Origin of the sequence: uncultured Bacteroides sp., from assembly GCF_905207245.1 — a bacterium.
Taxonomy (GTDB): domain Bacteria; phylum Bacteroidota; class Bacteroidia; order Bacteroidales; family Bacteroidaceae; genus Bacteroides.
Genome location: NZ_CAJLKP010000045.1, coordinates 1 through 14,351, shown reverse-complemented (window position 1 = coordinate 14,351; position 14,351 = coordinate 1). Strand labels below are relative to the sequence as shown.

At 46.2% G+C, this 14,351-nt stretch carries 10 protein-coding genes; 6 read left to right on the top strand and 4 right to left on the bottom strand.

What is annotated here, in order from left to right:
• Positions 1–321 precede the first annotated feature (321 nt).
• Entirely contained in the window at positions 322–3,621 is a 3,300-nt protein-coding gene (locus QZ135_RS14210) for a TonB-dependent receptor (RefSeq protein ID WP_294610505.1), read from the top strand.
• A gap of 15 nt (positions 3,622–3,636) precedes the next feature.
• Positions 3,637–5,433, top strand: coding sequence for a RagB/SusD family nutrient uptake outer membrane protein (locus QZ135_RS14205; protein WP_117987364.1), 1,797 nt, complete (start codon positions 3,637–3,639; stop codon positions 5,431–5,433).
• A gap of 116 nt (positions 5,434–5,549) precedes the next feature.
• Here QZ135_RS14205 and QZ135_RS14200 read toward each other — a convergent pair whose 3' ends face one another.
• The 4 genes from QZ135_RS14200 to QZ135_RS14185 form a co-directional block, all read right to left on the bottom strand.
• Positions 5,550–5,723 carry a hypothetical protein gene (locus tag QZ135_RS14200; protein ID WP_294610502.1) on the bottom strand — a complete coding sequence of 58 codons (174 nt, stop codon included), beginning with the start codon at positions 5,721–5,723 and terminating at the stop codon, positions 5,550–5,552.
• A 27-nt stretch (positions 5,724–5,750) separates the two neighbouring features.
• Positions 5,751–6,443 carry a glycine zipper family protein gene (locus QZ135_RS14195; protein ID WP_294610500.1) on the bottom strand — a complete coding sequence of 231 codons (693 nt, stop codon included), beginning with the start codon at positions 6,441–6,443 and terminating at the stop codon, positions 5,751–5,753.
• A gap of 127 nt (positions 6,444–6,570) precedes the next feature.
• Entirely contained in the window at positions 6,571–8,931 is a 2,361-nt protein-coding gene (locus QZ135_RS14190; protein ID WP_294610497.1) for a DNA/RNA helicase domain-containing protein, read from the bottom strand.
• Positions 8,928–9,269: a nucleotide pyrophosphohydrolase gene (locus QZ135_RS14185; RefSeq protein WP_025832847.1), complete on the bottom strand. Its 342-nt coding sequence runs from the start codon at positions 9,267–9,269 to the stop codon at positions 8,928–8,930. Before QZ135_RS14185 ends, QZ135_RS14190 begins: the two co-directional genes overlap by 4 nt.
• A 151-nt stretch (positions 9,270–9,420) precedes the next feature.
• On the opposite strand from QZ135_RS14185, the gene QZ135_RS14180 reads away from it, so the two are divergent.
• The 4 genes from QZ135_RS14180 to QZ135_RS14165 form a co-directional block, all read left to right on the top strand.
• Entirely contained in the window at positions 9,421–10,653 is a 1,233-nt protein-coding gene (locus QZ135_RS14180) for a Cof-type HAD-IIB family hydrolase (RefSeq protein ID WP_294610493.1), read from the top strand.
• A gap of 2 nt (positions 10,654–10,655) precedes the next feature.
• Positions 10,656–12,725 carry a DUF3352 domain-containing protein gene (locus QZ135_RS14175; protein WP_294610490.1) on the top strand — a complete coding sequence of 690 codons (2,070 nt, stop codon included), beginning with the start codon at positions 10,656–10,658 and terminating at the stop codon, positions 12,723–12,725.
• A gap of 7 nt (positions 12,726–12,732) precedes the next feature.
• Complete coding sequence (locus QZ135_RS14170; protein ID WP_294610487.1) at positions 12,733–13,767, top strand: alcohol dehydrogenase; 1,035 nt, start codon at positions 12,733–12,735, stop codon at positions 13,765–13,767.
• A 12-nt stretch (positions 13,768–13,779) separates the two neighbouring features.
• On the top strand, positions 13,780–14,351 hold a 572-nt coding region (locus QZ135_RS14165; RefSeq protein WP_294610484.1), incomplete at its 3' end, for a TrmH family RNA methyltransferase.

Below are 14,351 nucleotides of genomic sequence, written 5' to 3'. Positions count from 1 at the left end.
CAAATATAGCAGATAAGGAAGTCTCCCCTATCAGTTTTTCTTCTTTTTTAAGTTTATAGTCATTAGAGCAAGATTAATCGCCATTAGAGCAAAGAAAGCAAGCCTTTGCAGTGGGAAAAGTGGGGTAGGGACTGTCCGTGATGGGGTTTGTTGAAGATGAAAAAATAGTGATATGCTGAAATGCGCAAAAAATATAATGGAACCGGCAAGCTGCATAGCCAATAAGTCGCTAAGTTTGCATCACCAATTTATGATCGATCATTTAATTAAATTACTAACAAACAAAAGGTGAAGAATAATACCTTGAAAAATCTATTGCTTATGAAACAATTTCTATTATTGTTGTTCTTCGGCGTTATATCTTTTACGGCCGGTGCGCAGGTAACTGTCAGCGGTGTAGTCACTGACGCAATGAATGAACCATTGCCGGGTATAACGGTTGCTGTGGAAAACACCGCTTCGGGAACTATTACAGATCAGGATGGTAAATATAATATTACCGTACCCGATAAGAATTCAACCCTCCTCTTTTCTTTTATAGGATTTGCGACACAAAAGATTACGGTGAATGGCCGTAGTGTGATAAATGTAACTCTTCTCGAAGATGTCGCTATGCTCGACGAGGTGGTAGTGGTGGGATATGGCACGCAAAAGAAAGTGAACGTGACCGGAGCCGTATCTTCTATAAACTTTGAAGACCAGGCTGTGTCCCGCCCCATAACAAGTGTATCCGCTTCGCTGGCCGGACTGAGTGCGGGTTTGTCTGTAAGTCAAGGCTCCGGACAACCCGGTTCGGATGGTGCGACGTTGCGTATCCGTGGTGTAGGTACACTGAATGATAACAGCCCCCTCATCCTGATAGACGGAATGATAGGCTCGATTGATGATGTGAATCCCAATGACATTGCTTCTATCTCCATCCTTAAGGACGGAGCTTCCGCGGCAATCTATGGTGCACGTGCCGGTGCGGGTGTAATTCTCATCACTACCAAGAACGGCAATAAGGAAGGGAAAACAACGATTACTTATTCGGGACGTGTATCGGTAATGAATCCTATGAACCTGCCGAAAACCGTAAACAACTATGCCGATTTCATGGAGTACACCAATGAGGCGAACTGGCAGAGCGGCGGAACAGGAACGACGTTCGATCCGGTCACCGACATACAGTTGTGGCGTGAAAAAGCTAAAGATCCCAACGGATTGAATGAGTATGGTTTTCCGAACTATGTGGCTTATCCTAACGTGAACTGGTTGGAGGAAGTGTATAATAAGAACAGCATCAAGCAAGAACACAACGTTTCTATTGCTGGGAACAGCAGTAATGCGCGTTATTTGTTGTCAATGGGTTATGTTGATAATCCGGGGTTGGTTGACTATTCTGGTATGGAGCGTTTCAATATGCGTGTGAATGTTGAATCGGATGTAACTAAATGGCTGACCGTCGGTGCCCGTCTTTACGGAAACAAGGACCGGATAGGACGTCTCGATTTTGACGGTAGCGGTTCGTATGCCATCAGCAATTGGTTGTTGTCTGCCATTCCCGGTTGTTATCCATATTATGATGGCAAGTATGGTGGCGTGGAGAGCATCAATGAAAACCCAAGTCCGATAAATCTTCGCGAACGTCTGGATGGTTATGCTAACGGTCAGAAGGAAAGAGTACGCCTGAATAGTACGGTGTATGCGAAGTTCCGGATTCTTGAAGGGCTTACTTACGATGTTAACCTGAATTATGACCGCTTGTGGCAGGAAACCAATAGCTGGGGCAATCCCCGTACCGGACTTAAATTCAGTTTCAGCCGGAATATGGAACTGAGTCCCGTAGTGGCTAACGACCAGTTATCAACCCCCCCCGGCCGTTATGATGTTTATTCTTACACATTGGAACATTTGTTGAACTTCTCAAGAACCTTTGCCAAATATCATGACGTGACGGCTTTGGCCGGTTATCAGGAATATTACTGGAAAGACTGGAGCAATGGCGGAACCCGCAAGGGATTGATTGACGAAAGCATTCATAATCTTTCTTCCGGCACCGAGGTGACAGATGCTTATGGCACAATGAAAGACCGTGCTTCGCGTGCTTTCTTCGGACGTCTGACGTACGCTTTCAAGTCCCGCTATCTTTTCGAGTTCAATATGCGTTATGATGGTCATTCGCGTTTTCACAAGGATTATCGCTGGGGTACTTTTCCTTCCGTATCGGCAGGTTGGCGCATCAGTGAAGAAGGCTTCATGGCGACTACCCGTGACTGGCTGGATAATTTAAAGTTGAGAGTTTCGTGGGGTAAGAACGGTAATTACGGTGGCTCTTCCGTAGGCGATTATGAATATCAGGGCGGATATACGGTGGTATCTTATCCTTTTGGCGATTCGCAATATGCAGGATTGGTGCAACGGGACATTGCTAATCCTTTGCTGAGCTGGGAGAGCACAAATACTACAAACTTCGGTCTGGAAGCAGGTTTTCTGAATAACCGGTTGACTTTTGAACTGGATGTCTTCCAGAAAAAGACGGATGGCATTCTTTATCAGATAACGATTCCTATTACGACAGGTGATAAGGTGGCGCCCCGTATGAATCTTGCCAAACTGGATAACAAGGGATATGAATTTACGGTGGGCTGGAGAGACAATATTGGTAAATTCAACTATGCAGTATCCGCTAACATGAGTTATTCCAAGAATGAGGTAACCAAGTATAAAGGTGCCCTGAAGCAGGGATGGGTAGAAGACGCCAACGGAAACAAAGTATGGCAGAGCAATCTCGGAGACGTTTCGCAGGGTGGTCACCAACGCGTGGTTGAAGGCAGAATGATGAATGAATACTTTTTGCGTACGGTCTATAAAGGAAGCGGTAATCATTTTAATACGGACGGCACGGTTAACCCCGGTGGAGGACCGAGCGACGGTATGATACGTACCGAAACTGATATGGAATGGGTGAAAGCAATGGCTGCCGCCGGCTACACTTTCCAGTCTTTCTCGAAGGAACAAATAGGACAACGCTCAGGCTTATACTACGGCGACTATATCTATGCTGACAACAATGGCGATAAAACCTTTGGTAATGATGCCGACCGTGCTTTCCTCGGTTCTTCAAATATACCGAAGTATGTATATGGCTTCCAGTTACAGGCTGAGTGGAAGGGTATCGACGTCTCAATGAACTTTGCCGGTGCGGCGGGATTCAAGTTGCTGATGAAGAAAGAGGGATATAATTCTACACTCTTCCAGTACGGTAGGGGTATGTCTGCCGACATAGCAGGCGATCATTACTTCTATGATCCGGAAAATCCGAATGATTCGCGTACCAATATTTATGCCAAATACGGTCGTATCACACAATCCACATCAAACAGCAATGTGCTTGATGCCCTGATGTCCGATCTCTATCTGTACAAGGGTGACTATCTGAAACTGAAAAACCTGACTATCGGTTATTCTTTACCGCAAAGATGGTTGAGTAAGATTAGCCTGGAGAAAGTGAGATTCTACTATTCCGGTGAAAACCTTTTCAGTATAGACTCTTTTCCTGGCGTTGACCCAGAACAAGGTGCCGCTCCCAAGTATCAACCTATCCGCCAACATGCTTTTGGTGTAAATGTAACATTCTAATAAAACTATTGTGATATGAAAAAAATACTAATAATATTCTGTGTCATAGCATCGCTCACCTCTTGCAAAAACGATTTGTTGGATACTTATCCGTACGATAAAGTCGGTAGCGAAAATATGTGGACCACCGAATCGCTGGCAGACCAGGGAGTAACCGGAATATATCAGGCTTTGAAACAAAACATGATTGCCGGAAAGATAGACCAATTGGAAGCTTTTGGTGTTTCGGGCAATAACGTATGGCTTTGGGGGTGGATTAACTGGGTTACTAACCGGGTTTCCGCTTCCGAGGGTATGTTCTCCAGTTATTGGCAGCAACATTACGAAATGATCAGCCGTGCGAATGATGCTATTGCCAATCTGGGAAAAGCTCCCCTGGCGGAAGCTAAATATAATCGCCTGGTGTGCGAAAGTAAGTTTCTGCGTGCTTATGCCTACTATCGCCTGAATATGGTGTTCGATGGTGTTCCTGTTTATTTGGAACCGACTCTTGCCGAAGGTTTTACTAAAGGGCGTGAGACGGCGGAAAATGTGTGGAAAGCTATTGTGGCGGATTTAACCGATTGCATTGATAATCCGGACTTTCCCGGTCGTTATGCGGCGGATAATGTTAATTACGGACGAGTGACCAAAGGCGCCGCTTACGCACTCCGCGGCAAGGTTTATCTTTGGATGAAAGAGTGGGCGAAAGCGGAAAGCGATCTTAAGAAAGTGGGAGAACTGGGTTATGAACTTTTCCAGGGAAACTTTGGTGACCTTTTCACAGAAGAGAATGAGAGATGCCCTGAGATGATTTTTTCTATGCAATGTATCCGTACACAAGGGTTGGGGAATAGCATAAGCCGTTACTACGGTTCGCATATCACTCATGGTTGGTGCATTGCAGATATTACTCCTAATACGGATTTCGTTAATTCTTATGAGTGGGCAGACGGAAAATCGTTCGACTGGGAAGATGTGCTACCGGATTATAATAGTATGACCCCCGAAGAACGTATCGTTTATTTCTTGCGTGACGACCTGACGGAAGCCGAAAAACAAGCATTAATCCCGGATAAGGACAAGAATCCAGAGCTTCACGAAAAGGTGACTTCCGCTATGAAAAGATATCTTCCCGGAGCCAACGAGGAGCGCATATTGAAAGCTTATACTAACCGTGATTCACGTATGAATGCCTCTGTCATTACTCCGTACTCTACCTTTAATGGTGCTGTAGGCGGTGTTCCGAACACTTATACATTGCGTTGGCCTTATCGTTCTTACGGTGCGCCCAACTATGATATTGAATCCAACACCAAGACCAGTTTCTATTATCTCTACCGGAAGTTTGTCGGTACAGGTAGTGACCCGTATCTTGACCGTGACAATTCGCCGATTGATGTTCCTCTGATCCGTTATGCTGATGTCCTGTTAGGATTGGCTGATGCGCTGAATGAACAGGGAAAAGTAGATGAAGCACTCATCTATATTAATAAGGTACGTCAACGTGCAAAAATAGCGGACTTGAAGCGTGGGGGGAATGAACCCACCAGTGTGAGCGGACAAGATGACTTGCGGAAACGCATCCGTAAAGAGTATCGTTGGGAGTTCTGCGGTGAAGCGATCAGTTATTTTGAAGAAATACGTTGTGGAACCTATAAGGAGGCTAAATTCTTCTCTGGTGCAGGGTTGAAGAATATTGACGGTAGCATAGGGCGGAGTGCGCCGGCTCAGCAATTTGCCTGGGGCGACCGTATGTTGAGATGGCCTATTCCACCGGCAGAAAGGGAACGTAACCCAAATCTGACACAAAATACAGGTTGGGAAAACTAAGTTGTCAATTGATTACTTAACACAATGGGGATGATTCAAAAGCGGAAAACTTCAATTTCCGGACTTTTGCTCATCCCCATAATTATGTTTCAAGGTTCTGTGTATTTTTGAAGGGGTTACGGAAGGGAGGCTTCACTTCTTTTTGAGCTTTCTTCACTCCCTTTTGACTTTTCCTCCGTTTTCGGACGCTTGGCGGGGGAATGCTTCTTCCCGTATTTGCGTTCTTTTTCCCAAGCGGCTTTTCTTGCTTCGTATGCTTCGTATTGCTTTTCTAAATAGTTATCGGCCATGATTTTATTGTTTTAATGAGAGATTGTTCATCGTTGGGTGGGCAATGAAAACTCTTGCCAGTCATATTCCTCTCCGTTTTCGTCGGCTACGGCAATGCGGAAGATGACTTCTCCCGTCTTTATCCGTTCTCCGGCGCTGATGTTGGCGGTGTATTTCACGCCTTCGCGGGGAGCGATTTGTTCTATCATGACGGATGGCGAGATATAGATGTGCTTCATGCCCGTGACTTCCGCCACTACCGGCACCGCGTTGAAAGCGGTCCTGTTTCCCTCGTTCATAATTTCGAAGATGACTTTGCAATTCTCACCCGCATTGATTACGTGGTCGCGGCTATCGTCAATGAAACGTATATTGCGTATCTTCAGGTTGTTGATGGCGGAGGGGCGCGCTTCCGATCGGGGATTATAGGTGGGCTGGGTTCTCTCTACCCGGTAGCTGTATTCTTCCGTTTGTTTGGGGGCGGTGGCGGCATTGGCAATGGCGGCTCCGGCAATGGTTCCCACAATAGTGCCGATGGCAGAACCACGGTAACCTCCTCTCCATCCTCGGTTGTTCTCGCCTATCAGCCCGCCGATGGCGCCTCCTACATTGCCTCCGATGGCGGCTCCCGCCAATACGGCGCCCGGGTCACCCGCCGCCATGCGGTTGGTGCTACATCCGCTACACAATATGGCTAATGCCAATATCCCTATAAAATGCATGCTAATCAGTTTCTTCATATCAAAATCCTATTTAGTATGTATATGCGCATTAGAACTCTGTAAAGGTATGGATAAAATTTTGTTTGCTGAAGTGCGGCTTCTTAATATTTTGATTGATTTAGCTTAAACTTGATTTTAGCAATACTCAAGGTTTTATTGTTCCAACGAATTCACCGACAATTCTGAATTCTTCAGAGTTTTCTTCATTGATGATTATAGGGTTATAATTAGCATTTTTGGGTTCAAGTACAATTTCTTCGTGTGTCCAATTTTCTGGCCCTTCTTGTTTCTTTTTACTATGGTATGTTTTGATCGAATAGCCTCCTGTATAGTCAGCATCATAAAAGTTGTAATGTTGTGCCAGTACTATTTTGCCTTGCCGGCTACCTGCGGGGTTAGCTCTGAAGACACAGTAGTCCCCATCATTTATGATTGGTTCCATAGAATGCCCTGTGGCCTGCACTATATACATATTTCGATTCAGCTTCCCTATGCCTTCCACTCTTATCCAGCCAAGTTCATCTACAATTTCCCCTTCTCCAAAATAGCCGCAGGCTGCTTTTATGGAATAAAGAGGAAGGAAATCTATATACTTGACGTCATCATTAATTTCCGGTTCTATGCGTATTTCTTTCCTCTCTTCATGCAGAGGTTGTAGTTGGTTCATGAAATGTTGGGATAACGCAGAATCGCAAAAATACACGTAGCAACCTTTCATACCTCTTGTCATTAAGGTTCTATAAGTGTTTTTTATAATCTCATCAGCATCTTGTAAAGCCTGTTTCTTATTTTCTTTTAGCAGAGACTTGAAACCTTTTACAGATTGGTCATGTTTGGAACGCTGGGTTACATCTGTGCTTACCTTGTTATTTTCATATCTCATATCTTTGCCAACAATGACCCCGATATAATCCAGTTCTAATCCTTGGCAGGTATGGATACATCCGATTTCATTGACCGAATTGCTCCCGATAATCCAGAGATTTTTATCAGAACTGAGATTCCATCTTTTCTTGAAATTGAACTCTGGTATTACTATGTCAAAAGCATCAGGGTCTTTTTTACTATTCCAGTCCCAGCAATAACCCGCTACGACTCTTGCACGATTGTTTATTTTATTCTTTACTTTTATTGTGTCGAGTAATTCATTGGGGTCAGAAAAAATTCTGAAATCATAATCTTCTGATGAAAGGTGAATGTTAGCGGTCTCTTTTATTTGCAACGTGTTGTCCAGCCAACTGAGGTATCCGTCCGACCCGTTACAACGGAATTGAGAACTTAATTTGGCATAATGTGCAATGGCGCCACAACTTTCCGCAACTTTCTCAATAGCCTTTTTGGAACCGATGTCTTTAATATGTACTCTTTGCCTGTCGTCAACAAAGAATACAGAGAATTTAGCGGCACGTATGATTTCAAGAATCTGGTTCTCGCCAAGGTTGCCGTATAGACCACTTTTAAGGTTTAACCGATGGGCTTCATCAATAATTAGAGCATCGAAAACATTTGCCGGCGCATCTATAAAGCTACCGCTTCCAACAAATAAATTATTGATAAAACTCTTTTGATAACTACCGCTGAGTTTTACGGTGTACACATCTCTCGGTGCTGCATTTTTGGATACATACTGGGCTACCAACCCTTCTTTGGTCAGTTGTATCAGAAGATTTACGGCCACAACACTTTTACCTGTGCCGGGTCCTCCTTCCACAATTAAGACATGTTTCTTCCCGCTTGCGGTATTCCGTGCCAGTTCTAATGCCGTTTCGTAAACAATCTTTTGATCGTCCAATAAAACAAACTCCTGATTGCCATGTAACATGGAGAGTAAAGTGTCTGCTAATTGCTTGGAAGGTCTCAACTTCCCTTTATCAATAAGCCAGATGATATCGTCTTTAGCTCCGAATTTGATGCGTTTCTTAATGAAATCTTGTAACTTCTGGGCATCAGATTTAAAGAACACAGGTGCCTTTTCAATGTATTCCCGATAGCATGCATTGGCTATGATATTATCTGATTGATAATTGTGTAAGAAGGCACATGGAGAAAGTTCTATTTGTTGTTCTCTGATTGTCTCATTATAGTTTGTCAGCATATAAGCATAAGACCATGCCTGATATGATGGGTGGGTAACTTCGCTTTCTCCGTGTTGGAACCGGGTTTGAACCACTCCGGACTTACTTGATAATTTGGCCTGTTCCCATTGCTTAAGTTCAATGATGACTATATTTCCTTTCTGATTCTCATCTAATCCGGAAATAATAAAATCGACTCGTTTAGAAGTTAATGGTATCTGGTATTCAATTGCAATGCTGGAAGTGTCCGGTATGTCTGGCGTATCAATGACCTTATACATATACATCATTGAATTTCTCCATGACCTCACCTCGTTTGGAGAAGTATGTCTTCCGAGATGTGCCATAAATGCATGATCTATTTCATCTGCAATGTTTCCGTTGAAGACATCTCTTATGAATCCTTTTTTAGAAGCATGGTAAACAATCATAGTTCAGTATATTTTTTAGCGTTTCCTTTTGACTTGTCTACTGGATATTTCTCCGCATTCTTTGCAAGTTTTGTCAATATGATTTCTTTAAGGTCTAAATCATATTTATGTGCTATAAGAAATGCATAATTCATTATATCGGCCAGTTCCTCTTTTACTTTATCAATATTGACTTCTTGGGCATTTTTCCAAAGAAAAGCCTCATTTAGTTCTGAAGCTTCTATCGAAAGTGCTAAGGCTAAATCTTTTCCATTATGGAATTGATCCCAATCTCTTTCTTGTGTGAATGAGACGATTCTTTCCATAATTTCTTGCATTTCGGATTTGTTAGTCTTCATGGGCTTTCTATTTTTGTGAAGAATATGTTATAACTTGATTGTGTGACAAAGGTATAAAAGAATTTTCTAAAAATAAGAAAAACCCCGTCACTTATTGTGTTTTCTCTCGAATAACTTTACCTTTGTTTCATTAACTCAAAACCGGTAAGTCATGAAATACAAATTATTAGTTCTTGATGTGGACGGAACCCTGCTCGATAGTGAAAAGAAAATCAGTAAGCGCACGTTGGCCGCCTTGTTGAAGGTGCAACAGATGGGCGTGCGTATCGTGCTGGCTTCCGGCAGACCGACGTATGGCCTTATGCCTATTGCCAAAACTCTGGAACTGGGCAATTACGGAGGCTTCATCCTCTCCTATAACGGCGGGCAGATTATCAATGCCCAAAACGGAGAACTCCTGTTTGAGCGCCGGATAAACCCTGAAATGTTGCCTTATCTTGAAAAGAAATCCCGCAAAAACGGATTTGCCATCTTTACTTATCACGAAGATACCCTTATCACCGATACACCCGAAAATGAGCACATACGCCGCGAAGCAGAACTGAATGGACTGAAGATTGTGACGGAAACGGAGTTCTCGATAGCGGTGGACTTTGCCCCATGCAAGTGCATGCTCGTCAGCGATGACGAAGAAGCGCTGGTGGGCTTGGAAAACCACTGGCGCCGGAGATTGAACGGAGCGCTCGACGTGTTTCGCTCAGAACCCTATTTCCTCGAAGTGGTGCCCTGCTCCATTGATAAATCCAATACGCTGGGCGCTTTGCTTGAGAAACTGGGTGTCAGTCCGGAAGAAGTCATCGCCATTGGCGACGGAGTTTGCGATGTCTCCATGATACAATCCGCCGGGCTGGGCATTGCCATGGGAAACGCACAAGACTCTGTAAAGGTTTGTGCCGACCGGATTACCGCATCCAATGACGAAGACGGAGTGGCCGAGGCGGTAGAAAAGGCCATCCTTGCCGAAATCCGCCCCACCGACGTACCCTTGGAACAACTCAACCAGCGTGCACGCCATGCTCTGATGGGAAATCTGGGCATACAATATACTTACGCTTCCGAAGACAGGGTAGAGGCCACCATGCCGGTGGACGAACGCACCCGCCAACCTTTCGGCATCCTGCACGGAGGAGCCAGCCTGGCACTGGCGGAGACGGTTGCCGGACTGGGCTCGATGATACTTTGCAAGCCGGACGAAATAGTGGTCGGCATGCAAGTCAGCGGAAATCATATTTCTTCGGCTCACGAAGGAGACACGGTAAGGGCGGTGGCGACTATCGTGCATAAAGGCCGTTCCTCACACGTCTGGAATGTAGATGTGTTCACTTCGACGGCTAAACTGGTATCTTCGGTACGCGTGGTGAATAGCATATTGAAAAAAGGATAGGGATGGACGAATTAGTCAATGGACAACAAGAACAATTTCAGGAGCTACCACCTGAACCCGGGAAGAAGAAAAGCACCGGGAAAATAGTAAAAAGAACTTTCGTAGGGGCTGGCTTGGCCTTGGCGGTCTACTTTGTGTACTCCATGTTTTGTGTGTTCATCTTGCCCGACCGCAACATTCAGCAAATCTACCTGGTGCCCGAAGATGCGGCGTTCATCATTCAATCGTCCGCTCCGATTGATGATTGGGGAAAGTTCAGCAGGAGCGCCACGTGGCAATGCTTGAAGAATGCGAAAGCTTTTGAAGAGGTTGCAAAGAACGTCGAGACGCTTGACGAGGTGGTCCGTAGTAATAAAATGTTATTGTCGCTGGTTGGCAAGCGGGATATGCTGATTTCAATCCATAAGGTGCGTGCTACCGACTGGGATTTCCTGATTGTGCTGGATATGCAGAAAGCCTCCAAGTTGGATTTATTGAAAAGCCAGCTTGAAACGGTGCTGGTGATGGCTGGCAATCAGGTGACTAACCGCATGCATAGTGGCATAAATATCCTTGAGATGCATAATCCCGATACGCAGGATATTTTTTATTGTGCCTTTGTGGACAATCACTTTATAGGTTCCTATACCTCTTGGTTGGTGGAGTCCGCCATCAATTCGCGCAATACGCCTAAAATAGGGCTCGACCCCTCTTTTGTGGAAGCCCGGAAGTTGGTTTCCGGCAAAGGACTTGTCCGGGTATTTGTCAACTACGAATATCTGCCCCAGTTCATGACTATTTATCTGGGAGCCGGGAACGAATATTTGGATCTGTTTAGTAAGTCCATGAGCTTTGGCGGACTTTATTTCGATACGGACAGACACCGGATGGAGGTGAAAGGCTACACCTTGTGCAAGGACACCGCCGACCCGTATGTGGCGGCTTTGTTGAATTCCGGTAAACATAAAATGAAAGCGCACGAAATTCTCTCCGCACGAACCGCCCTTTACACCAATATCGGCTTTAGTAATCCGTTGACTTTCATGAAGGAACTGGAAAATGCACTTTCCCTCCATGACAAGCAATTGTATGATTCTTATGAAAGCTCACGGAAGAAGATTGAAGGGCTGTTCGGCATATCTCTGGAAGAGAATTTCCTGAGTTGGATGTCGGGAGAGTTTGCCATCACGCAATCTGAGCCCGGCTTGCTGGGGCATGACCCCGAACTTATCCTGGCTATTGGGGCTAAGAACATGAAAGATGCCCGTGAAAACATGGAGTTTATTGAAAAGAAAATCAGGCGCCGCACCCCGCTCCGGATTAAAACGGTTGATTATAAAGGCTTCGATATCAATTATGTAGAGATGAAAGGCTTCTTCCGTTTGTTCTTCGGCGGGTTGTTTGATAAATTCGAGAAGCCATACTATACGTATGTGGACGATTATGTGGTGTTTAGCAATAAGGCTTCATCCCTGCTCTCGTTTGTGGAAGATTATGAGCAGAAGAATTTGTTGAAGGACAATCCGGGATTTAAGAAAGCGTTTTCGTATTTGAATTCAAGTTCCACGGTTTTCTTGTATACGGATGTGCAGAAGTTTTACTCTCAGTTGAAGCCGATGGTGAATGCGCTCACTTGGAAGCAAATGCAGGCTGATAAGGAGATTTTGTATTCGTTTCCCTACTGGACCATGCAGATTACGGGAGAGGGCCGGTCGGCCTCCCTGCGATATGTGATGGATTATAGTCCGTACACCCCCCAAGCGGTTACGGAGGTTGATGCCGATGAAGAAGATGAAGCAACGGGGGAAGACTCCATACTGAATGAAGAAGCTGATACCGAGAAGGAAATGATGAGCGAACTGGAGCGTTTCTACGTCGAGAAGTTTGAAGGCAATGTCCTGAGGGAATTCTATCCGGAGGGCGCGTTGAAGAGTGAAGCGGAAGTGAAGGAAGGGAAGCGTCACGGGCGCTACCGCGAATATTATGAGAATGGTAAATTGAAACTCCGCGGCAAGTATTCCAAAAACCAGCCTAAGGGGACATGGAAATATTATACGGAAGAAGGGGAGTTTGAAAGGAAGGAAAAATATTGATAAAACTATGTTAGCATATACCTATATCGAACACGGAAAGTTCGGACTATTAGAGAAGCCGGTTCCCCGGCTCGAAGACGCCGGGGACGCCATCGTCCGCGTGACGCTCGGTAGCATCTGCACCAGCGACCTGCACATCAAGCACGGTAGCGTGCCTCGCGCCGTGCCCGGAACAACGGTTGGGCACGAAATGGTGGGCATTGTAGAGCAAGTAGGCCCCGACGTCACCTCCGTCCGCCCCGGCGACAGGGTCACGGTGAACGTGGAAACCTTCTGCGGCAAGTGCTTCTTTTGCCGGCACGGCTATGTGAACAATTGCACCGACCCCCACGGCGGTTGGGCATTGGGATGCCGCATCGACGGCGGTCAGGCGGAATACGTGCGCGTGCCCTATGCCAACCAAGGCCTGAATCGCATACCGGACACGGTGAGCGACGAACAGGCCTTGTTTGTAGGCGATGTGCTTGCCACGGGCTTTTGGGCTACCCGTATCTCGGAGATTACCGAAGAAGACACGGTGCTCATCATCGGCGCCGGGCCTACGGGAATCTGCACCTTGCTCTGCGCCCTCTTGAAACACCCCAAACGCTTGATTATCTGCGAAAAATCCCCTGAACGGATTCGTTTTGTCCGCCAACACTATCCGCACGTGCTGGTGACCGCCCCGGAAGATTGCCGAGAGTTTGTCCGTAGAAATAGCGACCACGGCGGAGCGGACGTGGTGCTGGAAGTGGCCGGAACCGAAGATACTTTTCGTCTGGCATGGGAGTGCGCCCGCCCCAATGCCATTGTTACTATCGTGGCCCTTTACGACCGCCCTCAGATATTTCCCCTGCCCGACATGTACGGAAAGAACCTGACATTCAAGACCGGCGGAGTGGATGGGTGCGATTGCGCCGAAATCCTTCGCCTCATTGAAGAGGGAAAGATTGATACCACCCCGCTCATCACGCACCGATTCCCGTTGAATGAAATAGAAGAGGCTTACCGCATCTTTGAAAACAAGCTGGAGGGAGTGGGAAAGATAATTATTAATATTTGAAATTTAAAAAGAATGTCTATTATTGAAATATCCTCTTTGACGCATCCCGGAGTAGAAGTGTTCAGCACCCTCACCGAAGCCCAGTTGCGCAATCGCCTTGAGCCCGACAAGGGACTCTTTATAGCCGAAAGCCCGAAAGTCATCAACGTAGCTTTGAATGCCGGATATGAACCTCTGGCCTTCTTGTGCGAGCAGAAACACATCACCGGTGATGCGGCCGATATAATCAGGCGTTGCGGCAACGTGCCCGTCTATACGGGCGACAGGGAACTGCTTGCCACGCTCACCGGTTACGTTCTGACGCGCGGCGTGCTCTGTGCCATGCGCCGCCCCGTGCTTCGGAGCGTGGAAGAAATCTGCCGGGATGCCCGGCGCATCGTGGTCATCGACGGCGTGGTAGATTCCACCAACATTGGCGCCATCTTCCGCTCGGCGGCGGCACTGGGGATGGACGCCGTATTGCTGACACGTAACTCTTGCGACCCTTTGAACCGCCGTGCGGTCCGGGTGTCCATGGGTTCGGTTTTCTTTGTGCCGTGGACTTGGCTGGATGGCCCTCTCACCACTTTGTCGCGCTACGGCTT